Consider the following 19,283-nt stretch of genomic DNA (forward strand, 5'->3'; position numbering starts at 1 on the left):
GCCGCAACGGCTTTTTTAGGGGCTGGTGCGACGGGCTTGCTTTTCAATGGAGGGGCTTTTTTGGCGGCCGCAAGAGGTTGAGGTGTTTTGGTCGACTTGGGGGCTGGTGCAGCCTTTTTGGTTTTAGATGCGGCAGAGGACGGGCGCTTGGCTTGTGGCTTTGCTGTCGTTTTGGCAGAAGCAGCAGACTTGGCCGGCACTTTTTTGACCGGCACAGGCTTGGCTTTCGCCTTGGCGGCGGTCACTTTGCTCGTTGTTTTTTGAGTCGAGGTCTTCACGTCTTGTCTCCTAGCCGTGTGAAAGGGCAGGCCCAAACCTCTTGCCACACTGCAGCAACCGATTGAAAAACCTGTTCATTTGCATTTCAAACCCTTGTTATAGACCTTATGGGGTTCACCAGCCCTACCGAAAAAAGGGGGGGCTTCAGGCGGGCGATTGTAGCGATAAGAACGATCGAAAAACGGCAACCTGTCGATTAAAGACAAGTTCAAGCCCATCAGCCCCTGCCCGTCTCTGGCCACAAAACACACCTCACACCAAGCATTGCTCCAGGCCCTGCAACAGAATGTCTTTGGGTAAATCGATGCCAATGAACACCATCTTGCTCATTTTGACTTCGCCATCGGCCCACATTGGCCCCAAATCGCTGCCCATCAATTGGTGCACGCCCTGGAAAATCACTTTGCGTTCGGTACCCCGCATGTTCAGCACGCCCTTGTAGCGCAGCATGCGTGGGCCGTAGATGTTGACGATGGCGCCCAAGAAGTCCTCCAGCTTGGCCGGGTCAAACGCACGCTCGGACCGGAAAACAAAGCTTTTCACATCGTCGTCATGGTGGTGGTGATGCCCGTGTCCATGGCTGTGCTCGTGGTCATGCGAGGGGTGATCACAGTGCTCACCGTGTTCATGATCATGGTCGTGCTGGTGGGAGGGGTGGTCGCAGTGCTCGCCATGCACATGGTCATGCGCACCGTCATTCAAAAAGTCGGGGTCAATGTCCAGCTTGGCATTCAGGTTGAAGCCTTTCAGGTCAAACACCTCGGACAAAGCCACTTCACCAAAGTGCACCACCTTTTGGGGCGCACGCGGGTTCATGTGTTTGAGTCGGTGCTGCAAGGCATCGAGCTCTTCGGCTGAGACCAGGTCCGCCTTGCTGATGAAAATCTGGTCGGCAAAACCCACCTGACGACGTGCCTCTTGGCGGTCATTGAGTTGCTGGGCCGCGTGTTTGGCGTCCACCAAGGTCAGGATCGAGTCAAGCAAGAAGGTTTCGGCGATTTCGTCGTCCATGAAAAAGGTCTGCGCCACAGGCCCCGGATCGGCCAGGCCAGTGGTCTCAATCACGATGCGGTCGAACGTCAGCAGGCCCTTGCGGCGTTTGGCCGCCAGCAGTTGCAGCGTGGCGCGCAGGTCTTCGCGGATGGTGCAACAGATGCAGCCATTGCTCATCTGGATGATCTGCTCGTTCGTTTCAGAGACCAGGATGTCGTTGTCGATGTTCTCTTCACCAAACTCGTTCTCGATCACGGCGATCTTCTGGCCGTGGGCCTCGGTCAACACACGTTTGAGCAAGGTGGTTTTGCCCGAACCCAGAAAACCGGTCAGGATGGTGGCGGGGATAAGGGACATGAAAGGCTCCGCGGAAAGGGTCAAAAGACAAGAGTTGGGGAGTGTAGCGACGAATTCAAACCACCTGCGCTGCGTGCGCCGACATACCCTCATGGGCCGACGGCACACCCGCCCCGGGGGTCATTTGCGTTTGGCCCGCGGGTGGGCCGCGTCATAGGCCTTGGCCAGGTGCTGAAAATCGAGCCGCGTGTAGACCTGTGTGGTGGTGATGTTGGCGTGGCCCAGCAGCTCTTGTACGGCGCGTAAATCGCCGCTGGACTGCAGCACATGGCTGGCAAAAGAGTGGCGCAGCATGTGCGGGTGCACCGGCGTGGCCAAGCCCGCCAACAGGCTGCGGCGCTTGAGGCGTTGCGCCACACCTCGGGGCGTCAAGCGGGTGCCATGGCGTCCAGGAAACAGCGCCAGCGCCAGTCCCGATGCGCCGGGCGTGGGCTGGGTCAACATGCCCGGCAACTGGGTGCGAACGGCCAGCCAATGCGCCAAGGCTTCGAGGGCAGAGCGCCCCAAAGGCACGCTGCGGCGTTTGCTGCCTTTGCCCTGCACCTGCACCTCGGCGTTTTGCAGGTCAATCCAGCCGCGGCCTGCCCGGCTGGCTTCGGCGCTGGCCACCACATCCAGCCCCGTCAGCTCTGCAATGCGCAAACCGCAGCCATAAAGCAGTTCCACCATGGCGGCATCGCGAGCTTCCAGCCAAGGGGCGTCGTTTTCTTCTTCGTGCTCGGCCAGCTGCACCGCTTCATCAACACCCAAAGCTTTCGGCAAGGGCTTGGCCGCCCGCGGGGCACGCACATCCACCACCGGGTTGTGAGCCACCAGGCCTTCACGCCCAAGCCAAGTGTAAAAACCGCGCCAGCCCGACAAGATGAGGGCAATGCCTCGGCCGCTGCGCCCCGCACTGTGCATTTGAGCGACCCAACGGCGAACATGGCCGCTTTGCACTTGCAACAAAGGCACTTTCGACGCGGCGGCCATGTCGGCCAAGCGAATCAGATCGAGCTGGTAAAGCGCGCAGGTGCGCTCGGCCAGGCGCTTTTCAAAACGAACGTGGTCCAGATAACGGACGACCAGCGGGTCTGGGGCCTCCGCATCCGACATGGATCAGGCCTGCGGTGCCCGCAACACCGACAAAGCAGCGCCAGCCAACTCGGCCAGACGCTCCAGCAAGTCGGTGCCCATCTGGCCGTTGAAGCGCTGCGCATCGGGCGAGGCCAACACCAGCAGACCAAAAGCCGGTTGCCCAGGCGTTGCGCGCAAAGCCAACAGCGCCAGCGACGCCGCTTGCGTCGGCTCGGCCAACCACTGCACCGCCTCGTAACCCGCGTTGGGGCCAACATAAGGCGTGTCCAAAGACGTGGCCAGCATTTGCACCGCTTCGGTCACGCCCTGGGCATAAACCGCCTGGGCGTGTTCGTCCTGCAGTGACCACAAGCGCAAAGCGACCTGAGGCACTTGAAACAAATCACGGATGTTCTCGACCGCCGACTCGGCCAGTTGTGCTGGCGGTGTGACCAGCAACTCGCAAGACCAACGGTGCAGCTTGTCGGTCAGGATCATGTTTTCGTTGCCATGCCGAATCATGTCCATGATGCGGTGCTCGAGGCCCTTGATCTTGTCGCGCAACATTTGCGCCTGACGCTCTTGCAAACCGACCGTGCGGTGGCTTTGCGGGTGCGTCAGTTGCACAGTGGCCAACAGCGAGGCGTGGCGCTCAAAAAAGTCGGGGGTGTTCACCAGATAGTCGGCAATGTCGTCTTCGGTGATCGGGCTCATCGGCTCGGAGGGGGTCATGTCTTGGCTCCAGAAATTCAGGAAAGGGTATCGGGCACTTCAATGCTGCCCTCGAACACAGAAGTCGCAGGGCCGGTCATCAGCACAGGGCTGTCGGCCTGTCCGGCCCATTCAATGGTCAGCACACCACCACGGGCCTGCACATCCACGCGGCTGTCCAGCCAGCCTTGGCGAATGCCTGCGACCACCGCCGCGCATGCACCCGTGCCGCAAGCCAAAGTTTCTCCTGCACCACGCTCGAACACGCGCAGCTTGATTTGCTTGCGCGAAACAATTTGCATAAAACCAGCGTTCACCCGTTTCGGAAAAGCCGGGTGGTTTTCAATCAGGGGGCCTTGTGCCAGCACCGGGAAAGTGTCCACATCGTCCACCCGCTGAACAGCATGCGGATTGCCCATGGACACCACCCCCACGCGGGCGATGCCCTGCGCACCCAAGGCCAGGTCAAACACCGGCCAGCCATTCACCTGGTCGCTGATCAGGCCCATAGGGTTAAACGGCACGCGTTCCCAGTCGAACACCGGGGCACCCATATTGACCGTGACGCGGCCATCGGGGTTCATGTGCAGCTCAATCTCGCCTTGCTGCACTTTCACGTGCACCGTGGTTTTGTCGGTCAAGCCCTTGTCGCGCACATAGCGCACAAAGCAACGCGCCCCGTTGCCGCAATGCTCCACCTCACCGCCGTCGGCGTTGTGGATCACGTATTCAAAATCCAGCCCCGGCGCGGGCGACGGGCGCACCGTCAGGATCTGGTCGGCCCCCACACCAAAGTGGCGGTCGGCCAAAAAACGGTACTGCGCCGCGTTCAGGCCCAGGCGAGCCTGGGTCTCGTCGAGCACGACAAAATCATTGCCGGCCCCTTGCATCTTGGTAAAGCGTATGTGCATGGCCGCGATTATCGCCCTTGGATGAAGCCCAAGCCGCCTGATAATGGGGCATGGCACGCATATCCCAACTCCTGCACCCCCAACGTGAGCCCGCCCCCCTGCGCCCGGCAGCCACCGTGCTGCTTTTGCGCGATGGCCCTGAAGGCATTGAGGTCTTGATGACCCGCCGTTCCATGACGGCCAGCTTTGCGCCGGGCGCCTATGTGTTCCCAGGCGGCGGCATTGACGCTGCCGACGCACAGGCACATCCCCTGTCCACACGCCGCCCCAAGCAAAGCGACTTGCACCTGACGCAAGCCATTGCCGCCATCCGCGAAAGCTTTGAGGAGCTGGGCATTTTGTTCGCCCGCCATGCCGATGGGCGCTGGGCCGACAACAGCGACATTGCGCAGATCGATCGCAAAGCCGCTTTTGCCGCCCAATGCCAGGCCCGGGGCCTGACGCTGGCCGCCGACCAGGTGTTTGTGCTGGCCCACTGGATCACCGACCGCGACCTGCCCCGCCGCTTTGACGTGCCCTTTCTGGTGGCCCGCATGCCCGAAGGCCAGACCCCCGTGGCCGACGAGGCCGAGCAGTTCGAGCCCGTCTGGGTGCGCCCGGTGGATGCGCTGACGCGCCACGAAGCGGGTGAATTTTTCATCATCTTCCCGACCATCCGCACGCTGGAACGCCTCAAAGCCTTCGCGAAGGTCGACGATGTTTTGCAAGCCTGCGCCGTGAACGACGAACCGCTGTGGACCAGCTGCCCCCGAGCTGGCTGGCTGGCGGGCAACGAAGCCCGCTACATGGAGCACGAAGCCCCGTTTGGCGAGCTGGCCCTGGTCAGCCCCGACGGCCAAATCCAGCACCACCTCGACTGGCAAACCGACCAGCCCGTGCCCTTGCTCAAAAACGTGCAGCGCCTCACCGCCCCCAACCCCGGCGTGATGACCGGCCCCGGCACCAACAGCTACCTGGTGGGCGACCCGAACACCGGCTACATCGTGATCGACCCGGGTCCGGCCGACGACGATCACCTGCAGCGCCTGTGGCGCGCGGCGGGCGGGCAAATCAAGGCCATCGTCTGCACCCATTCACACTTTGACCATTCCCCCGGTGCGGCTCCCTTGCAGGCGCTGTGCACGAACAAGCCGCCCATCCTGGGCCTGGCGTCCCGCCCCACGGCCCGCGCCAACAGCCGCTTCACGCCGGATCGCGAGCTGGTCGACAACGAAAAACTGGTGCTGCAAGGCACGGGCACCGAGGGCGACATCACCCACACCCTGCGCGTGGTCCACACGCCCGGCCACGCGGCCAACCACCTGTGTCTGGTGCTCGAAGAAGACGGCCTGCTGTTTTCGGGCGACCATGTGCTCAACGGCAGCACCACCGTGATCGACCCGCCAGACGGCCACATGGGTGACTACCTTGACTCGTTGGACAAACTGGCGGCCGCCTGTGAGGCAGGCCACATTGAATTCATCTTGCCCGCGCACGGCCATGTGCTGGGCTTTGCCCACCAAGCCATCACCCAGCTGCGGGCGCACCGCCTGCGGCGCGAGGCCAAAATAGCCGCCGCCATGCAAGCTCTGCCCCAAGGCAGCCTGCAGGAGTGGGTCGAAAAAGCCTATGACGACGTGCCCCCCCGCCTGTGGCCGGTGGCCGCCCGCTCGCTGCAAGCGCATGTGGACCACATCCGCGAACAAGCCTTGTCCTGAGGCATTTTGAGATTTTTGAAAGACTTGATGACCCCCTCTGAAGAAGGCATACGCCTGGCCAAACGTGTGGCCGCTGACCAGAACTGCTCACGCCGCGAAGCCGAAGCCCTGATCGTGGCCGGCGGCGTCCAGGTCGCAGGCAAAGTGGTCACCGACCCGGCCCGGCGCGTGCGGGACGAGCAGCCTGTCGACGTCAACCGCTTGGTGTCCATGGCCGCACTGGCACCACTGACCCTGGTGCTGTTCAAGCCCTCAGACAAAGTGGCCAACCTGGCTTGGCTGCAAGACACCGCAGGCCTGAAAGCGGCCCAAGCCGGCATTTGGGGACCCGAGCGGCTGGCCAAAATGCAAATGCCCCTGCCTTTGCCCAAAGCGGCCAGCGGACTGTGCATTTTTTCGGACGATTTGGGCGTATTGCGTCATTTAGAAGACCGCCGCAGCCCCATGGAAGTGGAATGGATGGCCACCCTCCAGGGCCCTGTGAGCGAAACAACGCTCAAAGCCATGAATGGTCCTGGAATCCGCGCCAGCATCAACCGTCAGACGGACACACTGACGGTACTGCGCATCGCAGGCAAAGACATCGATGGCCAAGATCTGGGCCGCTGGCTGGACCAGCAATGCCCGCTGCAAGACCTGCGCCGCCAGCGGGTGGGCCGCCTGAGCTTGGCCCCTCTGGAGACGGGGCAATGGCGGCAGCTGGAAGGCTATGAACGCTTCTGATTGATTTCCGACAAAAATACACAGGATTTACCCTTGAAATGAGACGGGCAATCCCCAATTGCATGATCAGTCTGAGAAAATGACCGTCCAGTCACATCTGCGAACCACGCAGTCAGTGACCAGGGCAAGACCCATGAGGGTTTGTCCAACGCAGAAAGGAGCACACCATGCGTTTGAGCACCAAGAGCCGATTTGCCGTCACCGCGATGATTGACGTTGCACTGCGCGAAGACCGCGGTCCTGTTTCTCTGGCCGCCATCAGCGTGCGTCACCAAATTTCCTTGTCCTACCTGGAGCAGCTGTTCAGCAAACTGCGCCAGCAAGGCTTGGTGGAAAGCACCCGTGGCCCAGGCGGCGGTTATTCGCTGTCTCGCAATGCCGAAAAAATCACCATGGCCGACATCGTTGGGGCCGTGGATGCGCCTTCGGATGAAGAAGCGGCAGCCGAAGGGGGTTGGATGAACAGCGACCTGTGGGCCAGCCTGAACGAAAAAATGCTGACCCATCTGCAATCCATCAGCTTGCGCCAACTGGTGGCCGAGCAGCGCACCAAGGGCGTCACGGTCGAGCCTGCGCCTGCGCCTGCCGTCAAACGCGGTGTGTTTGCCAAGCCCAAAAGCACCTTGAAGATCACCGCGCCCAATTCGGTGTTTGCACTGGCGGGCACCTTGATGCCGTCCCGAGGCTGAACCGCGCACCACACACTGCAAAAAACCCGCTTCGGCGGGTTTTTTTGTGGTCTGAAAAAAGTGTGAAGCTCGCCGATAAGCCGGATTCTGTGCACAACGGTTGCCCGCTGCGTGACCGCCATTAATCTGGGCCGGGGGTTGCCCACCCGGCTCAATGCTACCTACCCGCCAACTCTGCGGAACCACATCAACGTTGGCCTACTTGGTATTGCTGCGCGTAGAGATTGCCCGTTTCACCCGAACTCAATCGGCTCGTCTCTGTTGCTCTGATCCTCACCTCACGGTGGAGAGGAGTTACCTCCTACGCTGTCCTGTGCAGTCCGGACGTTCCTCCAGTGCTTCCTTTCGGAGATTGCACCAGCGGCGGTCTGGCGAGCTTCACGAGGGGGATTATCGCCTGCGGGCATAAGCTCATGCCGCAAAAGGTCTGAGCTTTCACGCACAATGTTTTTTTGCATTGAATTTTCAGACAGGAGACCCGCCATGAAAGCCCACACCATCCTCGACACCATCGGCAACACGCCCCATGTGCGCATCAACCGCCTGTTTGGCGCAGGGGCCAACGTCTGGATCAAGTCCGAGCGCAGCAACCCCGGTGGCTCGGTCAAGGACCGCATCGCGCTGGCCATGATCGAAGACGCTGAGAAATCCGGCGCCCTGAAGCCCGGCGGCACCATCATCGAGCCCACCTCTGGCAACACCGGCATCGGCCTGGCCATGGTGGCCGCCGTCAAGGGCTACAAACTGGTGCTGGTCATGCCCGACAGCATGAGCATCGAGCGCCGCCGCCTGATGCTGGCCTATGGCGCCAGCTTTGATTTGACACCGCGAGAAAAAGGCATGAAGGGCGCCATCGCCCGCGCCGAAGAACTGGTGGCCAGCACGCCCGGCGCCTGGATGCCCCAGCAGTTTGAAAACCCCGCCAACATCGATGTGCATGTGCGCACCACCGCACAAGAGATCCTGGCCGACTTTCCCGATGGCATCGACGCGCTGATCACCGGCGTGGGCACGGGCGGTCACCTGACGGGCACCGCCCGCGTGCTCAAGGCCAAATTCCCGAATCTCAAGGTGTTTGCGGTCGAGCCTGCCGCTTCGCCCGTGATCTCGGGCGGTGCCCCAGCGCCCCACCCCATTCAGGGCATTGGCGCAGGCTTCATCCCCAAAAACCTCGACACCAGCGTGCTCGACGGCGTGATCCAGGTCGATGCCGAAGCCGCGCGTGAATACGCACGCCGCTCGGCCCGCGAAGAAGGCATGCTGGTGGGCATCTCGTCAGGCGCGACGCTGGCGGCCATCGCCCAAAAACTGGCCGAATTGCCAGCCGGCGCCACGGTGTTGGGCTTCAACTACGACACAGGTGAGCGCTATTTGTCGATTGAAGGGTTCTTGCCCGCTTGAGTCCTCTGACGTCAACATGCCTACCCGGACTTGACCACGTTGTCATCCCGGACTTGATCCCGCTGTCATCCCGGACTTGATCCCGCTGTCATCCCGGACTTGATCCGGGATCCATGGCGGCGGCGGAGATGGACCCCGGGTCTTCGCCCGGGGTGACAACATTGAAACAACATTGAAACAGCATTGAGACAGACCGCATTGCGTCAGGGATGACATCCATCACTGCGACGATAATCACCGCTTCTTGCTTGATAACCACAAGCCACAGAGGTTGCCATGATCCGAATTTCAGAACTCAAACTCCCACTTTCAGCCCTTCCGGTCGAAGTGCGCCGCGCAGCCGATGCGCCTGCAGAGACCGACGAAGACCGTCTGCCCACGCCGCACCCCGAAGCCGCTTTGCGCCAGTTGGCTGCGCAGGCCTTGGGCATCGATGGGGCAGACATCACCACACTGACCGTTTTCAAACGCAGTTTTGATGCCCGAAAAGCCGATTTGCTGGCGGTGTACATCGTGGACGTTGCGCTGGCCGATGCCACCGCCGAATGCGCCCTGCTGCAAAAGCACACCCCCAACCCACACATCCTGCCCACACCCGACATGGCATGGCACGCCCCCAGCCAAGCCCCCGAAGGCTTTGGTGCAGCAGAGGGCGAACGCCCTGTGGTCGTCGGCTTTGGGCCTTGCGGCATGTTTGCAGCGCTGGCGCTGGCGCAAATGGGCTTCAAACCCATCGTGCTGGAACGTGGCAAGCCGGTGCGTGAGCGCACCAAAGACACCTGGGGCCTGTGGCGCAAAAAAGTGCTCAACCCCGAGAGCAACGTGCAATTTGGCGAAGGCGGTGCAGGCACGTTTTCAGACGGCAAGCTGTACAGCCAGATCAAGGACCCGCGCCACCTGGGCCGCAAAGTCATGGACGAATTCGTCAAGGCCGGTGCGCCGGCCGACATCCTGTTTGCCGCGCACCCGCACATTGGCACCTTCAAGCTGGTCAAAGTGGTCGAGAACATCCGCGAGCAAATCATCGCCCTCGGTGGCGAAATTCGTTTTGAGCACCGGGTGAGCGACCTGCTGCTGTCACCCACCACCGACGGCCACCAACTGACGGGCCTGCAAGTGCAAGACCTGCGCACAGGCCAAATCCAAACCCTGCAGACCCGCCATGCGGTGCTGGCCCTGGGACACAGCTCACGCGACACGTTTGTCATGCTGCACCGCCGCGGTGTGGCCATCCAGGCCAAAGCCTTTTCAATTGGCGTGCGCATCGAGCACCCGCAAAGCGTGATCGACCAGGCGCGCTGGGGCCGACACGCAGGCCACCCGCTGCTGGGTGCGGCCGATTACAAGCTGGTACACCACGCCCAAAACGGCCGTGCGGTTTACAGTTTTTGCATGTGCCCTGGCGGCACCGTGGTCGCAGCCACCAGCGAGGCGGGGCGGGTGGTCACCAACGGCATGAGCCAATACTCACGCAACGAACGCAATGCCAACGCGGGCATGGTGGTGGCCATCGACCCGCCCGACTACCCACTGGACACCGCCAACTGGCAAGCTGCCTTTGGCGACGAAGAAGGCACCGCGCTGGCACAAGAAGCGCAGACCTTGTCGCGCCAGCAACCGCCAGCGGCACATCCCCTGGCCGGCATTGTGTTGCAGCGCCAACTGGAAACGCGGGCTTTTGAAGTGGGCGGTGGCAACTACGAAGCCCCTGGACAATTGGTTGGCGACTTTCTGGCCAAACGCCCGTCCACCACTTGGGGCAGCGTGCAGCCTTCGTACAAGCCGGGCGTCAAGCTGGTCGACCTTGCCGATGTTTTACCCGACTATGCCGTCGCGGCCATGCGCGAAGCCTTGCCGGTATTTGGCCGAAAAATCAAAGGCTACGACATGGCCGATGCCGTTCTGACCGGCGTGGAAACCCGAACTTCATCGCCCTTGCGCATCCCGCGTGGCGAAGACCACCAAAGCACCAACACCTTGGGTTTGTACCCGGCAGGTGAAGGAGCCAGTTATGCCGGTGGCATTTTGTCGGCGGGTGTTGACGGCATCAAAGTGGCCGAATCTTTGGCGCGCAACATCACATCCTGATACCGATCCAAACCGCGGGTTGAAACCATGCGCAGAAATCACGCGTTGTGGGCACCTGTCATTTTTTGGTGGCACGAACAAGCCTGCTCAGCCAGGCGCTGGGGCGACGTGACATGCAAGTGACCTTCGTGCACATCAAAACCAGGCCCATTTTGGGCATCAGACGGCGGAAGCAACTGCCGAATGGCCGTCGGCAGCGCGTGAAGATGGAAGTTCAGAGGGTCACGCGGATACTGCGCCACACAATGCAAAAGCCAACTGGCCAAATGTTGCGGGCCCGTGTGGTGCTGCACGCAAAAAGACCATTGCGCCATTTGCCCGATCAGTCTTTGCGCTGCCGCTGTGGTCTGCCACAACCAAGATGCATAACGGACGGGATCGTCGGCAACGGGAGCCCAATCCATCCGGTAAGCGCGCCCAGGCACCATCACATGCGACTGAATGGCACTGCCACCCGCTTGCCCTGGCGCGACACACCCGTGCCGGCCGACCACAGCCAGAACAGCGTCCGCTGAATTCGCCGCACCCAAAGTCATCAGCGCATCGACCGGAAAGTAAACAAACTGGCCTGGCCCATGAGAATCGGGTGCCAAAGGGCCCGTCGGCAGATCAACACACACCGGCTGCAAATCAGATTGAAGTGCGACGTCTGCAAGCATCAAATCCAGCAAAGCGTTTTCAGTTTTTTCAGTTGACAAATGTGTGGACTCCCGATGCCTGAACTTGTCCCCAACACGACCACCAAGGCTGCTGGTTTTAGCATCCCATTCATTCTATGTTCTTTAACGAACACTTGATTCCATGCGGACTGTGGTCTACTGATAAATCATGAGACATATACTCTTGGAACTTTTGTATAAGCTCAAGATCCACTGATCTTTCAGCCACATCAACACACATTTCAACACCACCAATACCAGGCAAATTTCCGTGACGCTTTTCACCAACGGACTCATCTTTCAACTGGCCAAGGAAGATCAAAACCGACTGCAGCACATCTGCAAACCGGTTCAGTTGGTTGCAGGACAAATTCTGTGTGACACCGCTCAACAAGCAACACCCAAAGTCTATTTTTTAACCGGTGCCTGCGTCGCCTTGTTGGTTGAAAGCTCTTCGCGCAACACCTTGGCCGTGGGTTTGATCGGATCAGAAGGGGCCATCGGTTTGGGGTCAGTGCTGGACATCGGCCCCGAAAACCTTAAGTTTCGTGTGCAAACCGCCGGCGACGCCTGGGTGGCCGAAAGTGCCGACCTGGCACTGCTGCTCCACCAACGTCCCGGCATGTTGTGGCCCATCTCTCAATATCTGTGGTTGTTGGCCGCGCATGTGGCCAACATGGCCGCATCCATTCAGTCTGATGACATCACCACCCGACTCGCACGTTGGCTGACCCTGTCTGCAGACAAAGCTCAATCGCGACACCTGCAACTGACACACGATCACCTGGCCCAAATGCTGGGTGTACGGCGTGTCAGCGTCACCTTGGCGGCTGGTGAACTGAAAAAGCTTGGGCACATTGATTACCAAAGAGGTGAACTCAGCATCCTGGACATGACCGCATTGCGTCAAATCACCGACCGGACTCAGAACATCACACAAGTTTGATAAAAATCATCCAATCCGAAAATTTTCAAGAAAGCGATAAATGTGTTCGAAACCGAACCCATCTAAGACATAGATACTGATAAATTCAAATGTAGTCCATACGACAATTAGCATTTATGCAAACTACATTAAAATTAAACAAAATTATTGGTTTTTTACCCGAATCGATACTTAAAGAGTGGCTGCCCTATTTCGAGCCTGTTGAACTGGCTCTGGGCCAGGTACTGTTCGAGCCAGGCCGCATCATTGGCCACCTTTACTTCCCCCTCACCGCGATCGTGTCCTGGGGTCACATCCTCGAAAACGGGGCATCGAGCGAAATCGCGATCACCGGCCGCGAAGGCATGGTCGGCATCTATCAGCTCATGGGTGCGGCGCAAACCAACAACCGAGCCATCGTGCAAAAAGCCGGATCGGCCATGCGGATTCGACTGAGTGTGGTGCTCAACAGCTTTAACCAAGGCAACGCGGTTCAAAAGGTATTTTTGCGCTACGCGCAAACCTTGATGAATCAAATTTCCCAAGTCTCCGTTTGCAACCGACATCACACCCTGGAACAGCAACTGTGCCGCATGCTCTTGCTCACGCTCGACCGGCAAGACAGCCAAACCATTGTCTTAACCCAAGAACTGATGGCCAGCCTGCTGGGTGTTCGCCGAGAAGGTGTGACCCATGCCGCGCACCGTTTGATGAATGAGAACATCCTTCACTACAGCCGAGGCAACATCACCGTGCTGGACCGCAAAGCCCTGGAAGAGAGGACTTGCGAGTGCTACAGCGTGATCAGCCGCGAATACGATCGTTTTTTGAATGCGCTCGTATGAGACACGCTCAACAAGCAGGTCAAACCGACACCATCTGGTTGCGAATCGCATAGCGTGTCAAGTCGGCCACTTTGTGCAAGCCGATCTTGCGCATGATGTTGCGGCGATGCACCTCCACGGTGCTGGGCGCGATCTGCAAATTGCGTGCAATTTCTTTGGACGAATAACCATCGGCGATCAGGCGCAACACCTGCTCTTCGCGTCCGCCGAGTTGCCCTTTCAAGCTGATGTCTCCGGACCTGGCCTTGCGAACGCTCTCCATCATTTCACTTGCAGCTGCCTGGCACAAATACACTCGCCCTGCCGCTGCGGCGCGAATCGCCGACATCAACTCATCGATGCTGCTCGTCGTTGACACATAGCATTTGGCACCTGCATCCAATATCTCAATAATAGAATTTCGATCAGAATCAGCAGAAAACGCCACCATGTTTTTGGCAGGTTGATGGTGCGCAATCTGATGCATCAACGCCATGTCTTTGGAGTCGTTGGCCTGCATGCCAATCAACACCACATCGGGATCGACCTGATCACACAGGGCATTGGTCATGGCTCCGTTATCAGACATGCCCACCAGATCCATATCGTGGTGCGTTCGCAAGACAGCTGCAATGCCTTCAGAAACCACTTTGTGCTTGGAAGAAAGTAAAACTCGAATTGACATTTTCACGTCTCCAAATTTGGGTCAAAAGACCCTTTCATTGCAAAGCCAAACCACTCATTCGTGTTCCACACTCCCTGTCAATCAGCGCCACATTCGGCGCTTGTTGAGAAAGTGTAGGCACCAGCAAGCCCGCTGTATGTGCGGTCCCATACATATGAAACAAAAAATGGTTTTCTCTGTTGACCCTCACTGAACCAAGGGGCCGACCGTTGAAGCACTCTGCCCAGGCAAGGGCAATGCCAAGTCGTCCATTTTTTCACTGATGCTGAGCACCTCTTTCAGGTGATCGTGTGCGTTGAAAGAATGGTGCTTGGACAATTTGGCATGGTGCAAAGCGGCCTTGAATGCGCCAGCCTCGTGGTGTCTGGCGGCCTCCTTGTTGCGTTGGTACGCATGCAGCAACTCCTCAGAAGCACGACGGTAGTGATCGCCGATGTGGTCCGCGTAGGCTTTCTCAAGCATTCGGTGTTCTTGGGTCATGTCAGCTCCTCGACCGGTGATGGTTCAATGGTAGATACCCATGTGGAAAAACTCTGTGGGTTGCATCACATCAGTCCATGCTCTTGCATGTAACGCTGCAAAGACATGCGCCCTGGGCAATCGAGTTTTTGGTAAATGTGATGGAGATGGAGCTTGGCCGTGCCCTCGCTGATGAACAGCTTGGTCGCGATTTTTTTATTGGGCCAGCCCTCTGTCACCATGCGCGCAACGGTCATTTCGCGTGGGGTCAACAGCTGTGATGCATGGGCATTTTTCTTTTGCTGTTCCAACAAAAGCGACATCGTTTTGACCGTCAGGTCACGGTCAAGCCACTTGCCGCCTTCGTGCACAGACTTGATGCACCGTGTCAAAACCTGCTTGGATTTCTCTTTCGAAACCAAGCCTGCCACATCCAAGTCCAGCGCACGCATGACTTCTCCAATCGGCGCACCGGTAAAAACAACAGGCCGCGTCTGGAGATTTTTTGTTTTGATGTCCTCCAGCAAGGCCAGTCCACTTCGCTGGGTCAATGACAAGTCCATCACCAAGATGTGCGGCCGATGCTGCTCCAAGGCCTGCAAAGCAGCATCGCCCGTTCTCACGCACGACTTGACTGAAAACTCGGGTGAATCCTCAAAGACATGGGTCAAGCCTTCCAGCATCACGGGGTAGGGGTCGGCTAGCACAATATCAATGCACATGGGCATGTCCTTATCAAAATTTATCGCAGGCCAGAGGCACCTTTCAGCAAGGCAAAACTTGGCCTGATCGTTGCACTCAGAATAGAACGCGCTTGCGTGCTTTGTGATCCCCTGAATTGGTGAGGCAAGCTACGTTCAAACCAGTAAGCTCACAAAAACAGGTAGTTCGAATTGCATTTTTTTGCACAGCAAGGAAACGCGCACGCGCGGCTTGGACGACGTGCTCAACGAAACACGGTGTGCTTCAGATGCCGCATGTGGGTGGGCGTGACGGGCGGTTTGTTGCCCAGGTGCTCACACGCATGACGAAAACGCAGCAAGGTTTTCTGCGCACGGCCCAAAACACTGTCGGGCTCATAGCCCGCAACCCCCAAGGTGCCAAAACACACGCCCGTCAAAAGCACCAACCCCTCACCCGCGGTATCGGCCATGTGGATGTGAAAACGGCCTTCGGCAACGGCCTTCACCACACGCTCATCCAGCATCAAATGCCGCCGGTTGCGGCTGGGCATCAACACCCCTTGCTGGCCATCCAGCCCCAAGCTTTCACAACTTCTGAAGTAGCCCTCGATCTTTTCATTGATACCCCCGACAGGCAACAACTCGCCATGCTGGTTGACCGCCCCTGTCACGGCAATGCCCTGGCGCAGCGGCAAGCCGGACAAACTTGACAACAAGGCATAAAACTCGGCACACGAAGCCGAATCGCCCTCGACCCCGCTGTACTCCTGTTCAAAGACCACGGCCGCATTCATGGCCAAAGGCGCTATGTGGGCAAACAAGGACGACAAATAACTGTGCAAGATCAGCACACCCTTGTCGTGTATCGGCCCCGACATCTCGACCTCTCGCTCAATGTTGAGCAAGCCCTCTTCACCGGCATACGTGCAAGCGGTGACCTTGACCGGAAAACCAAACCGGTAATCGCCCAAATCCACCACCGTTAAACCATTGATCTGTGCCACCCGCTCACCAGAGACACCCAGCAAACGCTCACCCTCCATGAGGGTCTCTTGCAAACGCTGCTCAGGGTAGTTGTGGCGATGCACTCGGGCCTGTCTTGCGGCATGGACGTCACTTGTATCAACCCGTTGACGACCACCCTGCCTGGCCAGCGCAGCGCTTTCAATCACCAAGGCTTCGGCCAACGCAAAGATCGCACTTTGGCGGTTCTGGTCATCTGCCTCACGGTGGGTTTCTTCAATCAAGGCCGCCACCGCCGCCGCTGAAAAATGTGGCAAGTTCATCTTGCGGCAGGTATGCCCCACAAAAATGGCCGTGGCGTGGGCTGATTCAGGGGTGGCCACAAAGCTCTCGGCAAAATCGACCTTGCACCGAAAGCGCCTGACGAATTCAGGGTCGGCTTCTTGCACGGCGTAATACTCGTCGCCCGAAGCGATCAAAACAACCTTGACATGGACATTCACCGCCTCGGGCTCCAATGACATCGCGGCCATGGGGGCATGCATCATGCCGGGCTCCTCGATCTGCAAGCGGCCATTGCGCATGAAGCGGCGCAATTTTTCCCAGACATGCGGATCGGCCAACAAATCGCGCAAATGCAACATGAGAAACCCCCCATGCGCCTTCAGCAAGCTGCCGGCACGGATGCGCGAAAAATCTGTCACCAACTCACCATTGTCCGAGCCGTATTCAATGCTGCCGAACAGCATTCTGAACAAGGGGTTGTCTTCCCGAATGACAGGTGCACCTTGCAACGCGTGGTTGTCCACCACCAAGTTGACACGAAACAAGGACAGCACAGCGTCCAGGGCTTCGAGGCGGACCATTTCCTCTTCCCCAGGCTCGAGAAGCGCCACGTTTTCGAGCACACTGGTCTGTATCTGCTCCAGAAACGCGTTCAGCTTGACCATGTCCTGCACAGGCTGGTTCAGTGCCGACCTGATCAACTGCAACTCATGGTCGAGCATGGGCTTGAGTGTCTGCCTGCGCAAGGCCGACAAGCCTTCATTCTTCACGCGCTCCATGGCCCGCATCTTTTCCAGGTAGCGGCTGATCTCCTCTCTGAGGGAGGCCTCGGCGAGATCGATTTCGGCACGCTGCTCACGACTCATCGCCAAAGCCTTGCCTGCCGTGACGGGCTCACCTTGTTCGTCTTTCAGGGTGAACACCATGTGGCCCTGGTCGCACATCAGGGAAAAACGATGGGCCTCGGCATAGGCGCTGAGTGCCAGATAGCCACGGTCTTCTTCGGTTTTGTAAGAGGCTTCAATCCGCTTGCTTTCAGCCTTGAAGTCATCTTGTCCCAAACGCTTGGGCACCTCGGCCTGCAAACGTTTGGCCAACTGCTGCATCGCCTGGCGCAGCACTCTGCCCTGCCCCGCCTTGAGGTGCAAGGCACGCGGGCGCTCTGGCTCTTCAAAATTGTGCAAGTAACAAAGGTCCGGTGGGACCGGGCACTTTTGCGCATGCGCGTGCATCATCTGACTGAGCAAGGTCGTGCGCCCGCTGCCGACATCGCCCAACACAAACAAGTTGTAATCCGGCTCGGTCATGCCCATGCCAAATTCGGCCGCCTGTTTGGCGCGCTCCTGGCCGATCCAGGGCAGAGGTTCATGCAGCAATTCGGAAGTGTCCGAAAACCCCAAGGTCTGCGGCTCTACCGTTCGGCGCAGCGCGGCAGCATCCAGCTCGACCAGGCGGCTCGTCGTCAGGGCCATGCGTGTGCCCATGTCCATGGGCCTCCATCTGTTGAAAAAATACAAGGCACATGCGACCACCGCAGCACCGAGCTTTTCAATTTACGTCCGAGCTGTGAACTTTTCCGTGTGCTGTACCACCGTCTGCGGATCTGCCTGATCAAATCAAGGGACAATCGAAAGATGCAACCTTCATCACCTGACTCCAAGCAAGCGCGCAACCCATTGCATGGCCTGACCCTCGAAGCCATCGTCACCCAATTGGCCGACCATTACGGCTGGAACGACTTGGGCACACGCATCCCGATCCGCTGTTTCACCCATGATCCCAGCGTGGGCTCAAGCCTGAAATTTCTGCGCAAAACCCCCTGGGCCCGCGACAAAGTGGAAAGCCTTTACCTGTTCATGCTGCGCGACCAAAAGCGCCAACAACGGCCTGACCACTGAGCGCTGGTGCGCCAGCAAACAGACACCACGGTCTGTCGCTTTTATGGTGGATGCCTGTCTTTCATCCTCAACCATCCAAGCGAGTTCACATGACCCAAGCACCATCCCCCCAGGAAAAACTGGCCACTGTTGCCGCAAGCATCACAGGCACATTGCACGACGCCGCACAAGACGCCAAGCCGGTTTTCGAACGCACCGTCGATCGTCTGACTGACAGCATCAGCGACATGGCCCATCACAGCAGGGATGCAGCCGTGGGTGCCAAAAAACAATTGGCGCAAAAAACACAAGAAGTCACCTCAACGGCAGAGCACTACATCCATTGCGCGCCGTTCAAATCGGTGCTGATCGCCGCAGGTGTGGGCGCAGTGGCGGCCACACTCGTCGGTTGGTTGACGCGTTCACGCCCCCACTGATGTCCAGGCTCCTGCTCAAGCTGTTGCTGCTGCCCCCAGACCTGCTCAAAATGCACGCGCATGGCTATGCCGATCTGGCCTCAGAGGAATGGGAGCGGCAGCGCTGCATCTGGAAGACCCGGCTGCTGATGGCAGCCATGGGCACGGCAAGCGGGGTCCTCGGGCTCTTCCTGGCCGGGGTGTCCTTGCTGCTGTGGAGTGCTTTGCCCGTGGTCGACGGGCGCAGTGCATGGGTCATGTGGTTTTTGCCCATGGCTTTGGGGCTGTTCTCATTGGCGTGTTGGGCATGGGCCAGGCACATCAAGATGCCGCCCCCGTTTGACAAACTCAAAACACAAATCGCACTGGACATTCTGGCCTTGCGTCAAAGCCCAAAAGCATGAACGCCCCACTGTCTCCCGAGCAACGCCTGGAGGTATCGCGTGCGCTGTGCCTTCAGGCCTTGCAGCAGCCCGCGTGGTTGCTGCTGGTGCAGCGCGTGTGCGCCAAATCGGCACAGGGTGCCAGTGGGCAGAGCAAACCCAGCACCGACACACCGCCGCCGCCCGTGCCCACGGTTTGAGCACAGCAGTCAGTCCGGC

Annotated in this window: 20 protein-coding genes and 1 other RNA gene; 11 read left to right on the forward strand and 10 right to left on the reverse strand. The window is 58.9% G+C overall.

From position 1 onward, the window contains the following. Positions 1 to 531: 531 nt before the first annotated feature. From B9Z37_RS04935 to dapF, 4 genes are all read right to left on the reverse strand, one after another. Positions 532 to 1,629: a CobW family GTP-binding protein gene (locus B9Z37_RS04935; RefSeq protein WP_108311950.1), complete on the reverse strand. Its 1,098-nt coding sequence runs from the start codon at positions 1,627 to 1,629 to the stop codon at positions 532 to 534. Between the two features lie 120 nt (positions 1,630 to 1,749). Next, positions 1,750 to 2,724, reverse strand: a complete 975-nt coding sequence (locus B9Z37_RS04940) for a tyrosine recombinase XerC (RefSeq protein WP_108311951.1) — start codon at positions 2,722 to 2,724, stop codon at positions 1,750 to 1,752. A 3-nt stretch (positions 2,725 to 2,727) separates the two neighbouring features. After that, positions 2,728 to 3,417, reverse strand: coding sequence for a DUF484 family protein (locus B9Z37_RS04945; protein WP_108311952.1), 690 nt, complete (start codon positions 3,415 to 3,417; stop codon positions 2,728 to 2,730). Positions 3,418 to 3,434: 17 nt separating this feature from the next. Then, positions 3,435 to 4,307, reverse strand: coding sequence for a diaminopimelate epimerase (dapF, locus tag B9Z37_RS04950; RefSeq protein ID WP_108311953.1), 873 nt, complete (start codon positions 4,305 to 4,307; stop codon positions 3,435 to 3,437). Positions 4,308 to 4,357: 50 nt separating this feature from the next. Here dapF and B9Z37_RS04955 point away from each other — a divergent pair, with 50 nt between their 5' ends. The 3 genes from B9Z37_RS04955 (at position 4,358) to B9Z37_RS04965 (ending at position 7,416) form a co-directional block, all read left to right on the forward strand. Beyond that, on the forward strand, positions 4,358 to 6,004 hold the full coding sequence (locus tag B9Z37_RS04955) for an MBL fold metallo-hydrolase (RefSeq protein ID WP_108311954.1): 1,647 nt from the start codon (positions 4,358 to 4,360) through the stop codon (positions 6,002 to 6,004). A gap of 27 nt (positions 6,005 to 6,031) precedes the next feature. Beyond that, the gene (locus tag B9Z37_RS04960; protein ID WP_108311955.1) at positions 6,032 to 6,727 is read left to right on the forward strand and encodes a S4 domain-containing protein; all 696 of its coding nucleotides are present in this window, start codon (positions 6,032 to 6,034) and stop codon (positions 6,725 to 6,727) included. Between the two features lie 167 nt (positions 6,728 to 6,894). Continuing rightward, positions 6,895 to 7,416 carry an Rrf2 family transcriptional regulator gene (locus B9Z37_RS04965; RefSeq protein WP_108311956.1) on the forward strand — a complete coding sequence of 174 codons (522 nt, stop codon included), beginning with the start codon at positions 6,895 to 6,897 and terminating at the stop codon, positions 7,414 to 7,416. A 60-nt stretch (positions 7,417 to 7,476) separates the two neighbouring features. Here B9Z37_RS04965 and rnpB read toward each other — a convergent pair. Next, positions 7,477 to 7,796, reverse strand: an RNA gene (gene rnpB, locus B9Z37_RS04970) — RNase P RNA component class A. Positions 7,797 to 7,899: 103 nt separating this feature from the next. Here rnpB and cysK point away from each other — a divergent pair. Both cysK and B9Z37_RS04980 read left to right on the forward strand, forming a co-directional pair. Then, positions 7,900 to 8,817, forward strand: coding sequence for a cysteine synthase A (gene cysK, locus B9Z37_RS04975; RefSeq protein WP_108311957.1), 918 nt, complete (start codon positions 7,900 to 7,902; stop codon positions 8,815 to 8,817). 276 nt (positions 8,818 to 9,093) lie between these two features. Then, complete coding sequence (locus B9Z37_RS04980; protein ID WP_108311958.1) at positions 9,094 to 10,905, forward strand: NAD(P)/FAD-dependent oxidoreductase; 1,812 nt, start codon at positions 9,094 to 9,096, stop codon at positions 10,903 to 10,905. Positions 10,906 to 10,943: 38 nt separating this feature from the next. On the opposite strand, the gene B9Z37_RS04985 is transcribed toward B9Z37_RS04980, so the two are convergent. After that, positions 10,944 to 11,564 carry a hypothetical protein gene (locus B9Z37_RS04985; protein ID WP_146179708.1) on the reverse strand — a complete coding sequence of 207 codons (621 nt, stop codon included), beginning with the start codon at positions 11,562 to 11,564 and terminating at the stop codon, positions 10,944 to 10,946. Between the two features lie 271 nt (positions 11,565 to 11,835). On the opposite strand from B9Z37_RS04985, the gene B9Z37_RS04990 reads away from it, so the two are divergent. Continuing rightward, complete coding sequence (locus B9Z37_RS04990) at positions 11,836 to 12,510, forward strand: Crp/Fnr family transcriptional regulator (protein WP_108311960.1); 675 nt, start codon at positions 11,836 to 11,838, stop codon at positions 12,508 to 12,510. Positions 12,511 to 12,626: 116 nt separating this feature from the next. Continuing rightward, positions 12,627 to 13,334 (forward strand): Crp/Fnr family transcriptional regulator, encoded by a 708-nt coding sequence (locus B9Z37_RS04995; RefSeq protein WP_108311961.1) that lies wholly within the window; start codon positions 12,627 to 12,629, stop codon positions 13,332 to 13,334. A 19-nt stretch (positions 13,335 to 13,353) separates the two neighbouring features. Here B9Z37_RS04995 and B9Z37_RS05000 read toward each other — a convergent pair whose 3' ends face one another. The 4 genes from B9Z37_RS05000 to B9Z37_RS05015 form a co-directional block, all read right to left on the reverse strand. Further along, the gene (locus tag B9Z37_RS05000) at positions 13,354 to 13,998 is read right to left on the reverse strand and encodes a LuxR C-terminal-related transcriptional regulator (protein WP_108311962.1); all 645 of its coding nucleotides are present in this window, start codon (positions 13,996 to 13,998) and stop codon (positions 13,354 to 13,356) included. Between the two features lie 186 nt (positions 13,999 to 14,184). Beyond that, positions 14,185 to 14,478, reverse strand: coding sequence for a hypothetical protein (locus B9Z37_RS05005; RefSeq protein WP_108311963.1), 294 nt, complete (start codon positions 14,476 to 14,478; stop codon positions 14,185 to 14,187). A 65-nt stretch (positions 14,479 to 14,543) separates the two neighbouring features. Next, the gene (locus B9Z37_RS05010; RefSeq protein WP_108312520.1) at positions 14,544 to 15,179 is read right to left on the reverse strand and encodes a response regulator transcription factor; all 636 of its coding nucleotides are present in this window, start codon (positions 15,177 to 15,179) and stop codon (positions 14,544 to 14,546) included. Positions 15,180 to 15,403: 224 nt separating this feature from the next. Then, positions 15,404 to 17,872 (reverse strand): Lon protease family protein, encoded by a 2,469-nt coding sequence (locus B9Z37_RS05015; protein WP_240606629.1) that lies wholly within the window; start codon positions 17,870 to 17,872, stop codon positions 15,404 to 15,406. Between the two features lie 150 nt (positions 17,873 to 18,022). Here B9Z37_RS05015 and B9Z37_RS05020 point away from each other — a divergent pair, with 150 nt between their 5' ends. The 4 genes from B9Z37_RS05020 (at position 18,023) to B9Z37_RS05035 (ending at position 19,264) form a co-directional block, all read left to right on the forward strand. Further along, entirely contained in the window at positions 18,023 to 18,286 is a 264-nt protein-coding gene (locus B9Z37_RS05020; protein ID WP_108311965.1) for a VF530 family protein, read from the forward strand. A gap of 89 nt (positions 18,287 to 18,375) precedes the next feature. Continuing rightward, on the forward strand, positions 18,376 to 18,702 hold the full coding sequence (locus tag B9Z37_RS05025; RefSeq protein WP_167394329.1) for a DUF883 family protein: 327 nt from the start codon (positions 18,376 to 18,378) through the stop codon (positions 18,700 to 18,702). Further along, the gene (locus tag B9Z37_RS05030) at positions 18,702 to 19,085 is read left to right on the forward strand and encodes a hypothetical protein (RefSeq protein ID WP_108311967.1); all 384 of its coding nucleotides are present in this window, start codon (positions 18,702 to 18,704) and stop codon (positions 19,083 to 19,085) included. The genes B9Z37_RS05025 and B9Z37_RS05030 overlap by 1 nt, the downstream gene beginning before the upstream one ends. Continuing rightward, complete coding sequence (locus B9Z37_RS05035; protein WP_108311968.1) at positions 19,082 to 19,264, forward strand: hypothetical protein; 183 nt, start codon at positions 19,082 to 19,084, stop codon at positions 19,262 to 19,264. The genes B9Z37_RS05030 and B9Z37_RS05035 overlap by 4 nt, the downstream gene beginning before the upstream one ends. The last annotated feature ends 19 nt before the right edge of the window (positions 19,265 to 19,283 follow it).

This window comes from Limnohabitans parvus II-B4, assembly GCF_003063455.1.
Lineage (GTDB): Bacteria > Pseudomonadota > Gammaproteobacteria > Burkholderiales > Burkholderiaceae_C > Limnohabitans_A > Limnohabitans_A parvus.